The sequence below is a fragment of the Uliginosibacterium sediminicola genome, assembly GCF_039631295.1.
Taxonomy (GTDB): Bacteria; Pseudomonadota; Gammaproteobacteria; order Burkholderiales; family Rhodocyclaceae; genus Viridibacterium; species Viridibacterium sediminicola.
This window is the reverse complement of sequence record NZ_JBDIVE010000005.1, coordinates 29795-49194: the sequence shown is the minus strand read 5'-3', so window position 1 is coordinate 49194 and position 19400 is coordinate 29795. Positions and strand designations below refer to the sequence as shown.

Annotated in this window: 16 protein-coding genes; 9 read left to right on the top strand and 7 right to left on the bottom strand. The window is 63.4% G+C overall.

The annotated features are described in order from the left end of the window. Positions 1 to 6: 6 nt before the first annotated feature. The 6 genes from ABDB84_RS10710 (at position 7) to ABDB84_RS10685 (ending at position 7335) form a co-directional block, all read left to right on the top strand. On the top strand, positions 7 to 1719 hold the full coding sequence (locus ABDB84_RS10710) for a TolC family protein (protein ID WP_345919721.1): 1713 nt from the start codon (positions 7 to 9) through the stop codon (positions 1717 to 1719). Further along, positions 1709 to 2500, top strand: a complete 792-nt coding sequence (locus tag ABDB84_RS10705; protein ID WP_345919720.1) for an efflux RND transporter periplasmic adaptor subunit — start codon at positions 1709 to 1711, stop codon at positions 2498 to 2500. The genes ABDB84_RS10710 and ABDB84_RS10705 overlap by 11 nt, the downstream gene beginning before the upstream one ends. Beyond that, positions 2497 to 3849 carry an efflux RND transporter periplasmic adaptor subunit gene (locus ABDB84_RS10700; protein ID WP_345919719.1) on the top strand — a complete coding sequence of 451 codons (1353 nt, stop codon included), beginning with the start codon at positions 2497 to 2499 and terminating at the stop codon, positions 3847 to 3849. The genes ABDB84_RS10705 and ABDB84_RS10700 overlap by 4 nt, the downstream gene beginning before the upstream one ends. 1 nt (position 3850) lies before the next feature. Next, positions 3851 to 6052 (top strand): site-2 protease family protein, encoded by a 2202-nt coding sequence (locus ABDB84_RS10695; protein ID WP_345919718.1) that lies wholly within the window; start codon positions 3851 to 3853, stop codon positions 6050 to 6052. 204 nt (positions 6053 to 6256) lie between these two features. Next, positions 6257 to 6847, top strand: a complete 591-nt coding sequence (locus tag ABDB84_RS10690; protein ID WP_345919717.1) for a biliverdin-producing heme oxygenase — start codon at positions 6257 to 6259, stop codon at positions 6845 to 6847. Positions 6848 to 6903: 56 nt separating this feature from the next. Next, positions 6904 to 7335, top strand: a complete 432-nt coding sequence (locus tag ABDB84_RS10685; RefSeq protein WP_345919716.1) for a YbaN family protein — start codon at positions 6904 to 6906, stop codon at positions 7333 to 7335. 10 nt (positions 7336 to 7345) lie between these two features. Here ABDB84_RS10685 and ABDB84_RS10680 read toward each other — a convergent pair whose 3' ends face one another. The 5 genes from ABDB84_RS10680 to hutW all read right to left on the bottom strand — a co-directional run bounded on the left by ABDB84_RS10680 (position 7346) and on the right by hutW (position 12236). Further along, positions 7346 to 8764 (bottom strand): sensor histidine kinase, encoded by a 1419-nt coding sequence (locus ABDB84_RS10680; protein WP_345919715.1) that lies wholly within the window; start codon positions 8762 to 8764, stop codon positions 7346 to 7348. Further along, the gene (locus ABDB84_RS10675; protein ID WP_345919714.1) at positions 8751 to 9419 is read right to left on the bottom strand and encodes a response regulator transcription factor; all 669 of its coding nucleotides are present in this window, start codon (positions 9417 to 9419) and stop codon (positions 8751 to 8753) included. The genes ABDB84_RS10680 and ABDB84_RS10675 overlap by 14 nt, the downstream gene beginning before the upstream one ends. 198 nt (positions 9420 to 9617) lie before the next feature. Beyond that, positions 9618 to 10313 carry an NAD(P)H-binding protein gene (locus tag ABDB84_RS10670; protein ID WP_345919713.1) on the bottom strand — a complete coding sequence of 232 codons (696 nt, stop codon included), beginning with the start codon at positions 10311 to 10313 and terminating at the stop codon, positions 9618 to 9620. Next, entirely contained in the window at positions 10310 to 10843 is a 534-nt protein-coding gene (gene hutX / locus ABDB84_RS10665) for a heme utilization cystosolic carrier protein HutX (protein WP_345919712.1), read from the bottom strand. The genes ABDB84_RS10670 and hutX overlap by 4 nt, the downstream gene beginning before the upstream one ends. Beyond that, a complete protein-coding gene (hutW, locus tag ABDB84_RS10660; protein WP_345919711.1) occupies positions 10827 to 12236 on the bottom strand; it encodes a heme anaerobic degradation radical SAM methyltransferase ChuW/HutW in 1410 nt (469 codons plus the stop codon). The genes hutX and hutW overlap by 17 nt, the downstream gene beginning before the upstream one ends. A 227-nt stretch (positions 12237 to 12463) precedes the next feature. Between hutW and parC the strand changes: the two genes are divergently transcribed. Further along, a complete protein-coding gene (gene parC, locus ABDB84_RS10655) occupies positions 12464 to 14851 on the top strand; it encodes a DNA topoisomerase IV subunit A (RefSeq protein WP_345919710.1) in 2388 nt (795 codons plus the stop codon). Between the two features lie 38 nt (positions 14852 to 14889). On the opposite strand, the gene ABDB84_RS10650 is transcribed toward parC, so the two are convergent. After that, a complete protein-coding gene (locus ABDB84_RS10650) occupies positions 14890 to 16494 on the bottom strand; it encodes a methyl-accepting chemotaxis protein (protein ID WP_345919709.1) in 1605 nt (534 codons plus the stop codon). A gap of 184 nt (positions 16495 to 16678) precedes the next feature. Further along, positions 16679 to 17020 carry a YkgJ family cysteine cluster protein gene (locus tag ABDB84_RS10645; RefSeq protein ID WP_345919708.1) on the bottom strand — a complete coding sequence of 114 codons (342 nt, stop codon included), beginning with the start codon at positions 17018 to 17020 and terminating at the stop codon, positions 16679 to 16681. A 102-nt stretch (positions 17021 to 17122) separates the two neighbouring features. Between ABDB84_RS10645 and ABDB84_RS10640 the strand changes: the two genes are divergently transcribed. After that, entirely contained in the window at positions 17123 to 17905 is a 783-nt protein-coding gene (locus ABDB84_RS10640) for a bifunctional 4-hydroxy-2-oxoglutarate aldolase/2-dehydro-3-deoxy-phosphogluconate aldolase (RefSeq protein ID WP_345919707.1), read from the top strand. A gap of 99 nt (positions 17906 to 18004) precedes the next feature. Next, positions 18005 to 19105 carry a sugar kinase gene (locus ABDB84_RS10635; protein ID WP_345919706.1) on the top strand — a complete coding sequence of 367 codons (1101 nt, stop codon included), beginning with the start codon at positions 18005 to 18007 and terminating at the stop codon, positions 19103 to 19105. Positions 19106 to 19400 lie beyond the last annotated feature (295 nt).

Below are 19400 nucleotides of genomic sequence, written 5' to 3'. Positions count from 1 at the left end.
ACCGTGATGAATTCCAATAAGAGCTCCGGCCGCCAGCTGGCGGTCACTCCCCGCTTCGCGCTGCGCATGCTGGCCGTCGCCAGCCTGGCGGCACTGGCCGGTTGTGCGGTGACTCCGCCTGTAGCGCTGACGCAACACGACCTGCTGCGCCAGGACCAGGCAGATCGCCAACTGATGTTTGCCGCACAGGAGCCCGTGAAAGGGCCGCTGACGCTGGAAGAAGCCGTCGCCCGCACCCTCAAGTACAACCTGCAGCAGCGTCTGGCCTTGATGGAACGGGCACTGGAGGACGATCTTGTGGTCGTGCAGAACCAGGGCATGCTGCCGCGCCTGACGGCGCAGGCCGGGCTGCGCACGCGCAGCAATGACTACGGCTCTTCCAGTCAGTCCCTGCGCACCGGCAGCGAATCGCTCGAAGCGTCCACCAGTCAGGAGCGCAATGGCGATACCGCCAGTTTGCAGCTGTCATGGAATGTGCTGGATTTCGGCTTGAGCTATTTCGGCGCCAAGGCGCAAGGCAACAAGGCGCTGGCGGCCGAGGAGCGCCGCCGCCGGGTGGTCGCTGACATCGTGCGCCAGGCGCGTAGCGCCTACTGGACTGCGGTGACGGCGCAACGCTTGCGCGCCGAGGTGAGCAATGCCCTGGCGGAAACGCGGCAAGCGCTCGAGCTCTCGCGCCAGAGCCAGGACAAGCGTCTGGTCGCGCCCTTGGCCGCACTGCGTTACCAGCGTGACCTGATTGGCTTTGTGCGCCAGCTCGAAGCGCTGGATGCCGAACTCTCGGTGGCCAAGGCCCGCCTGGCCAGCCTGATGAACCTGGCTCCTGGCGCTGAGTTCAGCCTGGCTGCGGTCGATGACGCGAAAATGCAGGTCCCCGCCTTGCCGTATCAGCGCGAGCAATTCGAGTCGCTGGCGATCACGGGTCGGGCAGAACTGCGTGAAGAGGCTTACCAGTCGCGCAATGCACTGCTGGAGACGCGCATGGCCCTGCTGCGTCTATTACCCAATGCGTCCCTGTTTGCCGGGCTGAACCAGGACAGCAACCACTTCCTGGTTAACAACTCGTGGGCCGATGCCGGCGTGCAAGTGAGCTGGAATCTGCTCAATGTGTTGTCCTGGCCGGCCATCTCGCGCAGCGCGGAGCGGCGTGAGCACGTGGCAGAGTTGCGGCGTCAGGCCTTGCGCATGAGTGTGCTCACCCAGGTCAACATTGCCTGGCTGGAACGCAGCCGTGCCGAGCAGGTCTTCGTCAGGGCTGGTGAATTGAGCAGCCTGCAGCGCGATATCCATCGCCAGGTCGAGAACGCCAGTCGCAGCCGCGCCGAAACCCAGCTTGAGCTGACGCGCGCCCGCGTCGAGGCCTTGTTGGCGGCGCGTGCACGGGATCTGGCCTATGCCGATCTGCTCAATGCCCAGGGCATGTTGCTGCAGGCGGCCGGTATCGATCCTTTGCCTGCGCAGCTCGGCGATCACAGCGTAGAAGGCCTGGCATCGGCCATCCGTCGCACCGATGCGGTGATTGCCTCCGGCACGCTGGAGATCCCGCGTCTGCCCGCGGCGAGCGTCGCCAGTGTGGTTGCGGCGCCCGCGCCGGCAGCTGCTGTGCCGGCCCCGGTGGCGGCCGTGCTGCCATCTCCGACGCTACGCCAGGTCAGCGGCGAGCGCTGGCGCAGCCTGGGCTCGCTGGAAGCAGGCGGAGGCGTGGCTGATGCGCGTTAATGCTTTGCGCCATCTGGGTGTGCTATGGCTGGCCCTGTGTTCGGCCATGGCGCTGGCCGATGGCCCGACCGCTGCCGCGCGCGAGGGCACGACTGGCTTGCGGGCCCAGCTGATGGCGGTACGTTATGCCGTGCTGACCAGTGAGCTGGCCGGCCGGATCAGCAGCATGCCGCTGCGCGAGGGGCAGCGCTTCAAACAGGGCGAGGTCCTGGTCAGCTATGACTGCGCCCTCAATCGCGCCCGTTTGTCGCGTGCTGAACAGGCCGAGCTGGCGGCGCGAAAGAAGCTGGAGGTCGCCGAGCAGCTCGATGCGCTCAAATCGATCAGCCGGGCCGATGTCGAGCAAGCCCGCGCGGCGCTGGCCGTCGCGGGTGCAGAGAGCGGCGTGGAGCGCGTCATGGTGCGCCGCTGTAGCGTCAGCGCGCCTTTTGCCGGACGCGTCGGCGAGACCTTTGTGCGCGCGGCCGAGCATGTCGCCGAAGGCAAGGAACTGCTCAGCGTGTATGACGACAGCGCTTTCGAGGTGCAGACCATTGTGCCGTCGCGCTGGCTGGCCTGGCTCAAGCCGGGCATGCCGATGCAGCTGACGGTCGATGAAACAGGGCAGCGTCACGTCGCACGCGTGTTGCGCATTGCCGGCAGCATTGATCCGGTGAGTCAGTCGGTGAAAGTCATTGGCCGCCTGGATAATCCCGCCAGCGGTCGTGGCGAGGCGGTCCTGCTGCACGGCATGAGCGGCAGCGTGCGGATCGATCCGCCGGCCGGTACCGGCAAGCCATGAGCGCGCTTGAACCCGCCGCACACGCGGAGGCCGCGCTGGCCTTGCTGGTGCAGCTGGAGCAAGGCCTGCGTGCGTGTCGCAGCGAGGACGAGCTGTACTTCCTGCTGGTCAATGACACGCATGCCTTGCTGCCTTACCGCCAGGCTGTGCTGTGGCGTGGCACTGCGCAGGGCGGGCGGATTCTGGCGCTGTCCGGCCTGGCCGTGGTGGAGGACAACGCGCCGTTCAATGTCTGGCTGGCGGCCTTGCTCTCGCGCTGTACGCCGACCTTGAACGCGCCGGGTGTCGTGTTGCCGCCGGAGGATGAACGGGCAAGCTGGCTTGAGCATTTGCCGGCGCATGCCTGGTGGTTGCCGCTGCACTGGCCGGGCGAGCCTCCAGCGGGCTTGCTGTTGCTGCGCGAGCAGGCCTGGCAGGCACATGAAACATCGCTCCTGGCCTTGTTGGCCGATGCCGCGGCACACGCCTGGCATGCCTTGCGCGCCAGCCAGGCGTCGAGTCCGCGCAGCTGGCTGGCCGGGCTGCGTCTGCCGCAACAGCGGCGGACCTGGTGGCTGGCGGGAGCAGGTCTGCTGCTGTTGCTGGCGGCGCTGCCGGTGCGCCAATCGGTGCTGGCACCGGCGGAGCTTGTAGCGCGTGCGCCGGTGGCTGTCCGCGCGCCCTTGCAAGGCGTGGTCGATCGTGTCGCGGTGCAGCCCGATCAACAGGTGGTGGCCGGCCAGCTACTCGTGGCACTGGACGCACGCGAACTGGAAGGGCGCCTGGAAGCGGCGCGCCAGGCCTTGGCGGTGGCCGAGGCCGAACTGCGCCAGGGCCAACAGCAAGCCTTGTTCGACGAGCGCAGCAAGGCCGGTCTGGCGCTGCTGCAGGGCCGCCGTGATCAGGCTGCTGCGGATCTCGATTACTACAGCCGTTCGCTGGCGCGCACCCAACTCCGTGCCGAGCGGCCGGGCACGGTGATTCTCGATGATCCCGCTGACTGGATCGGCAAGCCGGTGCAGCCGGGTGAGCGCATCCTGCAGATTGCTGACCCGCAGGATGTCGAGCTGGAAATCTTGCTGCCAGTGGCCGATGCGATTGCCTTGCCGGCCGGGGCGCAAGTGCTGATGTTCCTCAATAGCTCGCCGGCCAGCCCACTGACGGCGCGTCTGTTGCGCGTCGGCTACCGCGCCATGCCAACGGCGGATGGCAGTCTGGCTTACCGCGTGCGGGCCCGTCTGGCGGCGGGCGAGGGCATCCCGCGCGTGGGTTTGAAGGGAACCGCCAAGCTCTACGGCGAACGCCGCACACTGATCTTTTACGTGTTGCGTCGTCCGCTGGCGGCCGCCCGCGTCTGGCTGGGGATCTGAGATGTCCGCTCAAGCTGTGCTCGACAGCGGAAGGACGGCGCAGGCGGCCGTGTCGGCGGGGCGCCCGGATTGGCCCCTGCTGCGCGAAGAATTGCTGCTGCATGTGGCGCCGCGCAATCACGACGGTTCGCCCGCCTGGTCGCTGGAAGATCCGGGCCGGGCGCAGTTCTTCCAGCTCGGCCGGGCGGAAGCTGAAATGCTCGCGCGCTGGTCTCTGGGCAGTGCGCAGGCGGTGGCCGACGCGGTCTCGCGCGAAACGGCCTTGAAGCTGCAGGCCGAGGATGTGCAGCATTTCGCGCGCTTCCTGCAGCTCAATGAGCTGGTGCGCGTGCAGGGACCGCAAGCCGTGCAAGCGATGCTGGCGCAAGTCCAGCGTCAGCGTGAGGTATCGTGGCTGAGTCAGTTGCTCAAACACTATCTGTTCTTCCGCATTCCGTTGCTGCGCCCGGACGGCATGTTGCTGCGCATGCTGCCCTCGGTGCGGCATGTCTTCCTCAATCGCCGCTTTGCCCTCGCCACGCTGCTGGCGGCTGTGCTGGGGCTGTTTCTGGTGGCGCGGCAATGGGATGCCTTTGTCCATACCTTCCTGTATTTCTTCAGTCTGGAGGGCGCTGCGCTGGCAGCCCTGGTGCTGGGCGCGACGAAAATTGCCCATGAACTGGGCCATGCCTTTGTCGCGCGCCACCACGGCTGCCGCGTGGCCAGCATGGGCGTGGCCTTCATGGTCATGTGGCCGGTGCTCTACACCGACACTTCGGGCGCCTGGCGCCTGGCTTCGCGGCGCCAGCGGATGAGTATCGGTGCCGCCGGCATGCTGGCCGAGACGGCGATTGCTGCCTGGGCGACGCTGGCCTGGAGCTTTTTGCCCGATGGCATGCTGCGCAGCGCTGCCTTCATGTTGGCGACCACCACCTGGTTGCTGACGCTGGCCGTGAACCTCAATCCCTTCATGCGCTTTGACGGCTACTTCCTGCTCGCAGACGCGCTCAATGTGCCGAATCTGCAGCAGCGCGCCTTTGCGCTGGCGCGTTGGCGGCTGCGTGAATGGCTGTTCGATCTGGGCGAGGCCGCTCCCGAGGTGTTCGCCCCTTGGCGCGCCCGAGTGCTGTGTGCGTATGCCTTTTGCGTCTGGATCTATCGTTTTTTTCTCTTTCTGGGCATCGCGCTGCTGGTCTATCACTTTGCTTTCAAGCTGCTCGGCATCGCGCTATTCGCGGTGGAAATCGGTGTCTTTCTGGTCAAACCCATCATGAGTGAATTGTTTCAATGGCGGGAGCGGCTGCAGCAGCGCGGCAAAGCGGCCTGGAACCGACGCAGCCGGCTCAGCCTGACGCTCTTGCTGATCCTGCTGCTCGTGCTGATCCTGCCCTGGCGCAGCAGTGTGCAGGCGCCGGCGCTATTGCATGCTGAACGTCAGGCGCAGCTGGTGGCGCCGGTCAGCGCCCAGGTCAGCCGTATCCTGGTCGCCGCGGGCACGCGGGTGAATGCCGGTACGCCACTTTTCGTCTTGCAGGCACCCGAGCTCGAGCATGAGCGGGCGCTGTTGCAGCGCCGTATCCAGACGCTGGTGTGGCAGACCAGTTTCCAGTCGATGCGCCAGGCTGGGTCAGCGGGCGTACCGGTCGCCCAGAGCGAGTTGCAGGCGGCGCGCGCGCGTGATGCGGTGCTCGCTCGCCAGCTCGATGCGCTGACCGTGCGTGCGGCTTTCGCAGGGCAGCTCGTCGATCTGGCCGTACCGCTGCGCGAAGGCGAATGGCTGTCGGCGGGCGAGTGGCTGGGCACGCTGGCAACGCCGGAGTCTGCGCGGGTCGAAGCCTATGTGGCGGAGGCCGATCTGCAGCGCATCGAGCGCGGGGCGACGGCGACTTTCGTGGCGGAGGATCCCGCTGTCGCCCCGCTGTCGCTCACGGTGCGCGAGATTGCGCGCACGGCGACGCGGCGTCTAGCCACGCATACCGAGCTGATTTCAGCGCATGGCGGTGGCATTGCTGCGACGCGCGTGCCGGGGGACGCCGAGGGGGGCAGCTGGATGCCTGAGCAGCCGGTTTATCGCGTACTGCTGGCGCCACAGGCAGGCAGCGCAGCGATGCCGCGCCCGCAGGTCTTGCGTGGCCGTTTGAGCATTGCCGCGCCGGCACAGAGCATCGCGCTGGCTGCCTGGCGTCGCATGCTGTCGGTGTTGCTGCGAGAAAGCGGCTTCTGATCGCGGCACTTTTCCGGCCGCAAAACCTGCCGCGCGCTGCGTTCAGCGAGGCGGCAAAACATGAAGATAACTTAACGTGTCAGACGCAGCCGTCTGTCGTAAAAAGACAATTCTTCGGCATGCCGCGTCGGTCTTCGATACAGATGTTCTGTGCGGGTTTGCCATTTTTTGACCTTGATTGATCAGCGACGAGAGAAACCCATTATGAATGACATCACAAGCCCCTCCGTCAGCCTTTCTTCCCGCCTCAAGGGCGAGACGGCTGCCCAGCACGAACGCATGCATCGCTTGATGGAGCGTGGCAATCCTTTCTCGAGTCGCGAAGCCTATGCGCGCTTTGTGGCCGCGCAGTACCTGTTTCAGCGCGATATCGAGCATCTGTTTGCTGACCCCGCGGTGCGCGCAGCGGTGCCGGATCTGGATAGCCGTGGCCGCCAGCAGGCTTCACGCGACGATCTTGCCGATCTGGGCGCAGCAGTGCCTGAGGCGCCGATTGCCAGTGTTGGTGTGAGCATGCCGGCTGCATTGGGTTGGCTGTATGTGTCGGAAGGTTCGACGCTTGGCGCCGCTTTCCTGTTCAAGGAAGCGCAGGCGCGCCTGGGCTTGTCGGCCGAATTTGGCGCACGCAATCTGGCCGCCTATCCGGAAGGGCGTGCCCAGGTCTGGCGTCGCTTCGTGGCCTCGCTGGACAGCGAGCAGATTCCTTTTGCCGACCATGACCAGGTCATCGCCGGGGCGAATCTCGCCTATGATCGCTTTGGCGAACTCCTGCAACATCATTTTCAGCTCAACTGAAGGACGCTGGCGCGGCAGGCGGCCATTGCGCCGGAAACTGCGCCAAAATACAAAGCATGATTCGACAACAAGTCATTGTCCGCGGTGAGCAAAGCCTCGCTACGCCGCTCAGTCCTCGCCGGCGTGTCCTCTGGCTGCTGGTGGCCGGGCTGAGTTTTGCGATTGGCATCGTGGCCTTGTTCATTCCGGGCATCCCGACCACCGAGTTCATCTTGCTGGCGGCCTTTGCCGCCAGCAAGAGCTCGCCACGCTTTCATGGCTGGCTGTGCCGTCATCCGGTGTTCGGACCGATGATCCGCAATTGGCAGAGCGGTGGCTGTGTATCGCGCCGCACCAAGCTCAGCGCATCGCTGGCGATGAGCGCGTGCCTGGTTGTGATGGCCTTCGTGGTGCCGTACCACTGGGTGGTGGTGCTGGTTGCGCTGGGCATGGCGGCTGGCGCCTTCTGGATGTGGCGGCGCCCCGAGCCGCAGGCGGCCGCAGACTGAGGCGGCGGCCTCAGCTGCGCAAAGCTTCGATCAGGCTGGCGCGCTCTTCGTCCCAGTGATTGCGCGCCAGACGCAGTACGGCGAGCAACCCGCAAGGCGGGTTTTCTTCAAGCAGCAAGGCGCCCGAGTGGAGTTTGGTGATTGCGTTGACCAGTGCCAGCCCCAGTCCGCTGCCGCTCTGTTCGCTGCCATGCAGGCGGCGGAAGCGCTTGACCGCCTCGCCGCGCTGATTGGCTGGAATGCCTGGCCCATCGTCGGCGACGCCGATTTCGACACAGCCGTCGCGCAGACGGGCCAGCAGGGTGATGCAAGCTTTGTCGCCGGCATATTTCAGGGCGTTTTCGAGCAGATTGGCCAGCGCCTGGAAGAGCAGGGCACGGTCGCCAAAGAGTTTGCCGCCGGCGCTAGCCTCCAGCTGCAAGCGGATGCCGTTGCTGTCAGCCAGGGGCTGGTAGTAATCAGTGACATCTTTGAGCAGCGCGTAGGCGTCGAACCATTCGAAATAATGCGCGCAGCGTCCGGCCTCAATCTCGCCGATGCGCAGCACGGCTTTGAACATCCGCTGGATGCGTTCGGCTTCTTCCACAGCAGCGAGAATCTCGCCGCGTAGCTCATCATCCACACGTTCGGCGGCGTTTTCCAGCCGGTTATGGAGACGTGTCAGCGGGGTGCGCAATTCATGCGCAAGGTGGCTGCTGACGCTCTTGACCTCGTCCATCAGCAAGCTGATCCGTGCCAGTACGTTGTTGATGTCCGTGCCGAGCAGATCGAATTCGTCACCGTTCAGGCTGGCCGGCACGGTGACTCCGCGTTCGCCGCCGACGTAGGCGCGCAGTGCCGAACGGATGCGGTCGACGCGGCGCATGCTGCGCAGGCTGGAGTAGAGACCGATGGCCAGGCTGCTGAGCAGCACGGCGAAGAGTCCGGCGCCGGTCACGATGGGAATCACGCGTACGCGTTCGAGCATTGGCAGGACATTGAATGCACTCAGGAAGAGGCCGCCATCAGGGAGCCGCAACTGCATGCCGACCAGGCGCATGGGCGGCGTATCGCTGGCGGGGATACTGAGGTTGTGCCAGCCGTTTGCCGTGCTCTGGCGTTCGAGGACCGCCTGGCGCAACTTGTGATTACCGTAGAGCACGCGACCGTCAGGGCTGAGTACCAGCGCGATCTTGTCGTCCTTTTCGTGGTGCGGTTCGCGAGACAGACGACTCGCCAGGCTATATGCGTTGCCCAGGCTTTGGCGCTGCTGTGCCTGGATATCGGAGAGAACAAGGCCTTGCACGTGGTCGAGCAACAGGCTTTCGATCTGTCGGCTGCTCAAGAGCATCGAGCCGAAGGCCATCAGGAGGAAGACGAATGCGCTGAGTGCGGCGTGTTTGAAGGTGCTTGTTTCGATCAAGCGGATGATGCGTTCAGCCCAGGACATATCCCACCGCACGGATGGTGCGCAGCAGCGAGCGCTGGAAGCCGCGGTCTACCTTGGCACGCAGTTTGGAGATATGCACGTCGATGAGATTGGTCTGCGGGTCGAATTGATAACCCCATACCTTCTCCAGCAGCATGGCGCGACTGACGCTGCGACCCGGATGTTCGGCCAGCACCAGCAGCAGGGCATATTCCTTCTCGGTTAAATCGATGGCCTGGCCGCCCCGGCTGACGCGACGGTTGCGGCGATCAATAATCAGGTCTTCGATTGACAGCTGCTGTTCCGATTCACGGTTCGACTGGCCGCGCTGCACCAGTCCTTCCAGGCGCAGCAGCAGCTCGGTGAAATCGAAGGGCTTGCCCAGATAGTCTGCAGCACCGGCGCGCAAGCCTTCGATGCGATCACTGGGCTGGTCGACGGCCGAGAGAACCATGGCGGGCGGATGCGGACGATGCTGCAAGGCCTTGAGGACGTCGATGCCGCTGATGCCGGGCAGCATGCGGTCGATCAGGATGGCGTCGAAAGCCTCCTTCTCCATGACGCACAGCGCCGTTTCGCCATCTTCGACCAGGCGGCAGTTGTGGCCGCAGTTCTGCAATTTGCAACTGAGCCAATAGCTCACCCGGGTATCGTCTTCAACTATCAGTACACGCATGTTTTGCTTTGCTTGTGAAAGATTCGTTGGCTGGCCCTAAGGCGTTTTCCGCAGCTTGCCGGTCTGCCGTGCCGTGTTCGAATCACGGCTCTGGAGGCTTGGTAGCTGCGGACAAGATGGCTACTGGAATAGGAGTAGCATTGTAATTGAGAATCATTCTCAACAAAAGAGCTCGTCACCATGTCTGCAGCAGGCGGCTCAGGTGGGGATGGCCTTGGCCGGGTGCGCTTCAGGGGCCTGCGAGCTGGCTGCGTAGCGCGTCGGTGGGGGACAGGACGGGTCGATGGCCGTGCGGGTTTGATCAAGCAGGCGGCCTTCTTCGAGTAGTCTGAACATCATCAAGGCAAGATCGCTGCGCCGGATGAAGCCGTGCGCGTCGGCTGCGCGCAGCAGTTGCGCAGTGCCACGGGGAGGGCCGTCAACGAGGCCACCGGGGCGGAGGATGCAGAACGGCAGGCCACTGTTGCGCAGCGCTTCTTCGGCCAGTGTTTTGGCGCTCAGCACATGACCGATGGCGGCCAGCAGCCTGTCGGAGGCATGGGCGCGGCTGTCGCCCGCGCCCAAGGATGAGACCAGCAACACGCCCTTGGCTTTGCTGCGCACGGCGGCCTGGATGACATGGATGTTGCCGGCCGCGTCCGCCATGCCTTGGGTGTCGCTCAAGGTGCTGACCACCCAGGCAAGGCGTGTGCGTCCCCTGAAACAGGCGTTGACGGCTTCGGCGGACAAGGCGTCTGCAAAGTGGATCGCGCAGCCCGTGGCGGCCAGGGCGGCGTGCTCCGCACCGGGGCGTACGACGGCGTGTACTTTCCAGTTCGCCGCGCAGGCCAGCTGCACCAGCGCCAGTCCGAGCCCCTGGCGGGCGCCGAAAACAATCAGAGTTTGCTCACTCATCCTGCGATCTCCCCGCAAAGCTGTTCGCGCAGCTGCGTGAAAAATTGGAGTTGATCAGCCCGCAGCGCGCGCTTCTCATCGCGACCGACAAAAACCTTGAACATGGCTTCGCCGGCGGCATTGAAGAAATTCACCGAACAGCTATCCGCGCCCATGAAGGGGCGGCGGACGAAGGCAATCGCCGCGCAGCGGTCCAGACGCAGATGTCCGCTGAGCGGACTGCCGCCGCCAATGTTGTAGTAACCGTGCGCGCAGCGGCCGGCAGGGAGTGGCCCCTTGCATTCGAGGATTAGGTCCGGGGTGTGCACCAGCACGGTGACGGAGCCCCATGCAGATATTTCCAGCAGTACGCGTTCCGCTTCACTGCCTGCGGCGAAGCTGCGGTGGGCGGCAGGCAGACATTCGACGACGGTTTGCGTGCTGACAGCGTGCTCGGCCGCAAGGGTTTCCAGGACGCCTGAAGGATTGCTCGCCAGCAGCGTGCGCAGTGTCTCCAGCGCGTTGCCGGAGGTTTCATGTGAGATGTTCATGAGGATGTCCCTTGGGTTTTGGAGCGGGAGATGCCAGGCCTGCAAGGCTGATCGGATGCCCGCCTGCGGGCCGTTCGCCAGCGCTGGCAAGCGGCCCGTCGAGGTAGTGGCCGATCAAGGTGAAGAGCTGGGCTGCGATGTTGTTGTGCCAGTAACGGCCCAGCGGCGTTAGCGTCAGCTGATCGTTGTGCTGCCTGCACAGGCCTTGTGCGCTCCAGTACTGGATCAGCGGGGCGAGGGCGCTGACGAAGCCGGGTTCGACGAGCTGATCCAGCTCGGCCAGGTCCAGGCTGCCATCTTCCAGCGCAGCCATCACCTTGCCGCAGGCATGGTGGTGCGGCGCTGGTGCGAGCATGCTGCGGATGGCTTTTTGCCCGCTGCTGATGCGGCTCAAGTAACTGTCCTTGTCGCCTTCTTGCATGAAGCGGTGAGCGGCCAGCATGCCGCCCGCGCCGGCACCAAAGGCCAGGCAGTCGGCGCCCGACTTGGTGGCGTTGTTGTAGCGGTTTCTCTCGCGTGCCGTACGCCGCCAGTGGGCCTGGCTGAGCCGCTGCCAGCCGGCGGCATCGAGTATTTCGCCGCCTTCTTGATAGCGGCGGGCGGCCGTTGTGTTGTCGGCGGGTGCCGGCAGTGCGCCTTTGTCGATGGACAGCGCGAGCGGGCTTTCTGCATGCACGGTGAGGCAGTAGAGGTCGACGCCGTCCAACCCGATTTCATGGCACAGCGCGACGTCCTGGCGCCAGATCGCATCGGTCTGCAGCGGCAGGCCGTAAATCAGGTCACAGACCACGGCGGCGCGCTCACGCTCGACCAGCGCACGCAGAAACCGCGTTGCCTCTTCGCGGGTGGCCTTGCGGCCCATGCGGCGGCGCAGGGCTGTATCGAAGCTCTGGATGCCGATGGAAAAGCGGTTGGCGCCGCCTTCCAGACACGCGTCGATCTTCTCGTCGTCAAAGCCGCTTACGCGTCCCTCGATGGTGATTTCGCAATCTGCGGCGAGCGGCAGATGTTCGCGCAGTGCGCCGAGAATGCGGTTCAGATCTTCGGCGGACAGGGCGCTGGGTGTGCCACCGCCAAAGAACACGGCGTCGATTGGCGCGTTGCGGCTACCCTCGCGCAGCCCTTCCAGTGCGATCTCTGCGATCAGGCCATCGACATAGCTGCGCATGGCGGACGCACTAGACTTGTTGCGATAAAAACCGCAGAAGAGGCAATGGTTGGCGCAGAAAGGAATGTGCAGATAGGCCAGGCGTGGCGCGTGGGTGTGGCTCAGTAAAGCGGGGTAGAGCGAATCGAACTCAGGGATCGGGCGCAGGCCACGACTCATCCAGGGGTGCAGGACGCGTCGCTCGAAGGGGACGAGCAGGCTGGCAACAGAGAGCGGATAGGCCATGGCGGGGAGCGCTGTTTGGGTATGGAATTGAGAGTAATTCCTATTTGGAGCTTGCAGCAACGGCGCGATGCTTAAGATTCCTTAAGCCTCGCCGTCTCGCTCGGAGGCTGTGTGCGGAGAGCGCATGCCTGGTTCTGCAAGGGCTCATCCGGGCAAGATCGCTTGGTGGGAACACAGGCTTGCTGCGATAATTTGGCCTGACTTTCTTCCGACACCATTTCCCGCGCATGCAACAAGAGCACGAGCCTGACCTGTTTGGCGACGACGACGCCGTCGTCGCTTCCCCGCCCGTCAAAGATTCATCTGCGCCGCCTACCGAGCCGCCTGAACCGCCCGCTTTAGAGGCTTTGCCCGACGACCATCTACCGATCGCGGTCTTTGCCGAGCGTGCCTATCTCGCCTACGCGATGAGTGTGGTGCGTGGCCGCGCCTTGCCGCAGGTCGAAGATGGCATGAAGCCGGTGCAGCGCCGCATCCTCTTCGCGATGAGCGAGATGCGCCTGGTACCGGGCGCCAAGCCGGTCAAGTCGGCCCGCGTGGTGGGGGACGTGATCGGTAAGCTGCATCCGCACGGCGACTCCTCGGTGTATGACGCTGCGGTACGCATGGCGCAGGATTTCTCGCTGCGCTATCCGCTGATCGATGGTCAGGGCAATTTCGGTTCGCGTGATGGCGATGGCGCGGCTGCGATGCGTTACACCGAAATGCGCCTGACGCCGATTGCCGAGCTGCTGCTGTCGGAAATCAATATGGGCACGGTGGATTTCGTGCCCAACTACGATGGCGCTTTCGAAGAGCCCAAACTCTTCCCGGCGCGCTTGCCGATGCTCTTGCTCAACGGCGCTTCGGGCATCGCCGTGGGCATGGCGACCGAGTGCCAGCCGCACAATCTGCGCGAAGTGGCGGCTGCGGTGACCTTGCTGATCAAGAAGCCCGAGTCCACGCTGGATGAAATCCGCGCCGTGCTGCCGGGGCCGGACTTCCCCGGTGGCGGCCAGATCATCTCGCCCGACAGCGCTTTGCGCGATGCCTACACCAATGGCCGTGGCTCGATCCGCATGCGCGCGCGCTGGCGTGTCGAGCAGCTGGCGCGCGGAGCCTGGCGCATCATCGTCGATGAGCTGCCGCATGGCGTGTCGAGCTCGCGTGTGCTCTCCGAGATCGAAGCGGTCACCAATCCGCAGCCCAAGGCGGGCAAGAAGGAAGTCAGCCAGGACGAAAAGAACAACAAGGCGCTCTTGCTCGGCGTGCTCGATGCGGCGCGTGACGAGAGCTCCGACAAGGCGGCCGTGCGCCTGATCTTCGAACCGAAGACGCGCACCCAGGAGCCGGAAGAGCTGATGCGCGTATTGCTCGCGCATACCAGTCTTGAGTCCTCGGTGCCGCTCAATTTCACCCTCATCGGTCTCGATGGCCGGCCGGCACAGAAGGGGCTGAAGGATGTACTGACCGAGTGGATTGCGTTCCGCTTCAGCACGGTCGAGCGTCGTACGCGCCATCGTCTGGCGCAAGTGGATCGTCGCATTCACATCCTCGAAGGCCGGCAGATTGCCTGGTTGCATATCGACGAAGTGATCAAGGTGATCCGCGAGGCCGACGAACCCAAGGCTGAACTGATCGCACGCTTTGGTCTCTCCGACACGCAAGCGGAAGACATTCTCGAAATCCGCCTGCGCCAGTTGGCGCGCCTGGAATACATCCAGATCGAGAAGGAGCTGGCCGCCTTGCGCGAGGAGCGCAGCGGCCTCGTTGAGCTGCTTGAGAATCGTGGTGCGATGACGCGCCTGATTCTCAAGGAAATCGCCGAAGACACCAAGAAGTACGGCGATGACCGCCGTACCCTGATCGAGGCCGCTGCGTCCGTCGCCAATGTCGACGCGCCGGTGCTCGATGAGCCTGTGACGGTGATCCTGTCGAAGAACGGCTGGGTGCGCACGCGCCAGGGCCACGGCATCGATGCGCAGACGCTGAGCTACAAGAGCGGCGACAGCGCCTTCCTGGTGGCCGAAGCGCGCACTACCTGGCCGCTGCTGCTGATCGACACCCAAGGGCGCGCGTATTCCGTGCGCATTGCCGATCTGCCCGGTGGGCGTGGCGATGGCGTGCCGATCACCACCCTGATCGAGCTGCAGCCGGGCGCGCGGATTGCGCAGGCCTTCACCGATGATCCGGCGGCCGAATACCTCTTCGCCAACTCGGGCAGCTATGGCTTCATCACCAAGCTTGAAGAGCTGGTGGGGCGTCAGCGCGCCGGCAAGGCCTTCATGACCCTGGAAGACAAGGAAAGCGTGCTGGCACCGACGCGCATCCGCGGCGAATGGATTGCTGCGGTCTCGGGCAATGGACGTCTGCTGTATTTCCCGCGTGCCGAGATGAAGGTCATGGCGCGTGGTCGCGGCATGATCGTCATGGGCCTGGACGAGAAGGAAGAGCTGGTGGCCGTCTGCTGCCCGCCCAGCGATGCCCTGGTGGTGATTGGCTCGGGGCGTGGCGGCAAGGATGTCGAGCTGCAGGTCAAGGGCGTTGCGCTGGAGGCCTGCCGCGGCAAGCGTGCGCGCAAGGGCGGCACGCTGGCGCCGAAGGTCAAGCCGCTGGCGATGCGCAGCCTGCTCTGAGTGTGCAATGCGCGCGGCATTCCGCCGCGCGGCAAGGCTCAGATCTTGTAGGTGGCAACCACCTGTTGCATGGCGCTGGCCAGTTGTTCCAGCTCGCGCGCGGTGTCGGCACTGCGGCGTGCGCTGATGCTGCTTTCATCAGCCGATTGGGCGATGCGTTCGACCTGGTTGGCGATGGCGGTGCTGGTCGTGCTCTGCTCCTTGAGCGCGCTGGAGATCTCTTCGGACATGGCCAGTGCGCTGTGGCTGCCTTCGCTGATCTTGCTGATTGCCGCGCTGGCAATGCCCGCGCGCTGCACACCGGCATCGACCAGGCTGACGGCATCCTTCATGCGCAGGGCAGCGTCCTGCGAGACGGCGCGGATCGACTCGACCATGGTGGCAATCTCGGCCGTGGAGCCGGCCGTGCGCTCGGCCAGTTTGCGTACTTCGTCGGCCACCACGGCAAAGCCGCGACCTTGTTCGCCGGCGCGCGCCGCCTCGATGGCGGCATTGAGCGCCAGCAGATTGGTCTGATCGGCCACTTCGCGGATCACCGACACAATCGACGAAATGCGATCGCCATGCGCTTCGAGCTTGTCGATATGTCCTGACACCTGGGTGACCGACTGGGCGATGGCATTGATGTCCTGCACCGTCTCGTTGATTACGCGGATGCCGTCCTGAGCCAGCTGGCCGGAGCTTCTGGAGAGATCACGCGCTTCACCCGAACGGTCGCTGACATGGGTGATGCTGACCGTCATCTCCTCGATGCCGGCGGCCATGCTGGAGGCTGCATCGCTTTGCTGGCTCGCCGCCTGTGCAGCTTGCTGGGCACTGCCACTCATCTGGCTGGAGGCATGGGTGATCTTGTTGGTCTGTTCGGCGATATTGCGGAAACTGCGCGCCAGCCGGTCGACGAGGCGGTTCAAGGCGCTGGAGACGCTGGCGATTTCATCGCGGCCAAAGACCTGGGCACGTGCGGTGAAGTCCAGCGAGCCTTCGATGCGGTCCATGGTGCTCTGGATTTCGTGCAGCGAGCGATTGATGCTGCGAATGACCGAATAGCTGATTGCGCCAACCAGTAGCAATGAAATGATGACCGTCGCGATGGCAATGCGTCCGCCATTCTGTGCCGCTTCCAAAGCCAGTTCGGATTCCTGATTGGCGACCTTGACGCCCAGCTCGATGTGTTCAGTGAGCAGCTTGCTCAACTCGGCACGCTTGGCGCCCATCGGGCCGGCAAAGTCCTTGGGTACTTCGCCCTTGCGGCTGAGCGCGAGGAATTGATCGAGCAGACTCAGATAGTCGTCGAGCACCAGCTTTTCCGCTGCATAGAGCTCGCGGCCACGTTCGCTGCGCAACATCTCCTTGTACGCGGCGAAGTTGTTTCTGATGTTCTGGCTGTATTTTGTCAGTTCGTTCTCGATGGCGGCGTTGGCCGTCGGATCCGGGGCAAGCACGATGCGGAACAGCCCCAGTGCAATCTGTTGCAGATCGGAGCGCAGGCTGTGCAGGATATTGAGACCGGGTACTGAACGGGTGTTGATGGTCTTGATGGCGCGCTCTTCAGCGGCCGAGGTGTACATGGAAACGACGCTGACGGTGATGAGGGAGAGTGCCGCGACCAGGGCAAGGATGATGAGCTTACGGGTGATAGACATGGGATTGGTCTCGTTCAAATTAGCGTGAGCGCTGATTGTTTTCACTGGGTTGTCATTCCGGCTATCGGCGTATTGACAGTTTTCTTGACGTGAAGATATTCATGTCTTGCGCTACGTCAAAATCATATGTCATTGATTTTTCGGCCTCAAACGGACCTCAGGAGGGGGCTTCCTGGCCTGCGTTTTAGTCTTTCGTCAGGGGCCAGCGTCGCAGTGGGCGCGCGGCATCCAGATGGGCGCGTTCTTCGATGCATTCGACGCCACCCATCTCGTAGTCGCGACAAACGCCAGGACGGCGCTCATAGATGTTGCACAGCATGCTGTCGCGATCGAGTGCGACGCACCAGCCATCGTCGAGCCGGCGCATCACTTCGCCGCCCCAGGCATCTTCGCGGGTGAGATGGCGGGGGACGGCGTCTTCGCCCATGAGGATCACCTCCAGCTTGCAGCAGCAAGCTTCACAGTTGCTGCAACTGATCTCTTCGCCCGTGCTGTGGGCGCTCATGTCGGAGGGAAGGGGGCTCATCGGCCGGATTCTCCCACGCACCGTCAATGTGCGCTTGGCCATCTTTGTTGGCACAAAAGGCCTTGATTCGAGGCAAACAAGCTGCTGTTGCTGCATTGCGACATGAGGGTTTGCCTTGATACGCGCGCGCTATTCGGTGAAAATAGCGCGCTTGCACCAGTTTCTGGCGCACATTCCTTTCTTTGGGAGATTTTCGAGATGGCAGCAAAAGACCGTATGGCAGTTCTGGCCGCGATGATGGAACAGGCCGTGATCCCGGTGTTCTACGATCCGGACTTCGAAGTGTGCAAGAACGTCATTCAGGCTTGTGCCAATGGTGGCGCCAAGTGTATCGAGTTCACCAACCGTGGCGATTTCGCCTCGCACGTGTTCTACGAAGTGACTAAGTATTTCGCCAAGGCTGACCCGTCGGTCATCATGGGCGTGGGCTCCATCGTCGATGCACCGACCGCCGGCATCTACATTGCCAACGGCGCCAAGTTCATCGTCGGCCCGCTGCTCAATGCAGACGTCGCCAAGGTCTGTAACCGTCGCGGCATCCCCTACAGCCCCGGCTGTGGTTCGGCCACCGAAATCGGTGACGCACAAGAGCTGGGCTGCGAAATCGTCAAGGTCTTCCCGGGTTCTTCCGTGGGCGGCCCCGAGTTCGTCAAGAGCGTCATGGGCCCGATGCCCTGGACGCGCATCATGCCCACCGGCGGTGTCGAGCCGACCGAAGAGTCGCTGCGCAAGTGGTATGGCGCTGGCATCGTCGCTTGCGGCATCGGCAGCAACCTGATCACCAAGGAACTGCTCAAGGCCAAGGACTACGCCGGTATCGAAGCCAATGTGCGCAAGGTTGTCGAACTGATCAAGACGATCAAGGCCGAACTGGCCGCCAAGTAATCTGTTTCTGAATCCCGTCGGGCCGTGCAGCGCAAGCTGTACGGCCCGCGGTGCAATTACTGCCTCACACATTCCATATAAACAAAGGAATCAGGAAAAATGTCTGAACTGATCATCAAATCCGCTGCCGAGACCAAGTGGGACTGCGTTTCTTTCGGTGAAGTCATGCTGCGTTTCGACCCGGGTTTTGGCCGCGTGCGCAACACCCGTACTTTCCAGGTCTGGGAAGGTGGCGGTGAGTACAACGTTGCACGTGCCATGCGCAAGTGCTGGGGCAAGCGCGCTGCTGTCGTCACCGCACTGCCGAAGAACGATCTGGGCTGGCTGGTTGAAGACTTCATCATGCAAGGCGGCGTCGACATGTCGCACGTCATCTGGCGCGATTTCGACGGTCTGGGTCGCAACACCCGCGTCGGCCTGAACTTCACGGAAAAGGGCTTCGGTCCCCGTCCGGCACTGGGTTGTTCCGACCGCGGCCACTCGGCTGCTTCGCAAATCCGCCCGGGTGAAGTGAACTGGGAAAAGCTGTTTGGCGAAGAAGGCGTGCGTTGGTTCCAGACCGGTGGCATCTTCGCCGCTCTGGCATCGAACACCGCCGAAGCTGTGCTGGAAGCCGTTGAAGTGGCTCAAAAGTACGGCACCGTCGTGGCCTACGACCTGAACTACCGCGCTTCGCTGTGGAAGAGCCAAGGTGGCAAGGAAGGCGCACAAAAGATCAATCGCGAAATCGCCAAGTACGTCGACGTGATGATCGGTAACGAAGAAGACTTCACCGCCTGCCTGGGCTTCGAAGTCGAAGGCGCTGACGAGCACCTGACCAACATCGAAACCGAAGGTTTCAAGAAGATGATCGAGACCGCCGTCAAGGCCTTCCCGAACTTCAAGGTTGCCGCCACCACCCTGCGTAACGCCAAGACCGCTTCGATCAACGACTGGTCGGCGATCGTCTGGTACGACGGCAAGATCTACGAATCGATGAAGCGCGACAACCTGGAAATCTACGACCGCGTTGGCGGTGGTGACGGTTTCGCTTCCGGTCTGGCCTACGGCTTCCTGGAAAACAAGGGCCCGCAAGCCGCTGTCGAATACGGCGCAGCGCACGGTGCACTGGCCATGTCGACCCCGGGCGACACCTCGATGGTGCGCGTGGAAGAAGTCGAAGCGGCGATGAAGGGCAAGGGCGCTCGCGTCATTCGCTAATCCGATTTACGCATAAAGCTACTGCGCGGCCCAATCTCGAAACTCCGGTGCTCAACGTACTCACGTACGTATCCGCTCCTCGTTTCGATCTTGGGCCGCTCGCTACGCTTTCTGCGCAAATCTCGGTGTGGTCGTAGTTACAACAAAAAGCCTGAAGGCGGAGAGTCTTCAGGCTTTTTGTTTGAGCAATGCCGTGTTCAATATCTTTCGTTTTGTTCAAAAAAAATCTTGATTTTGGAGATACGGGCGCTACTTTCCCCTAGCCCCTAGCCCCTAGCCCCTAGCCCCTAGCCCC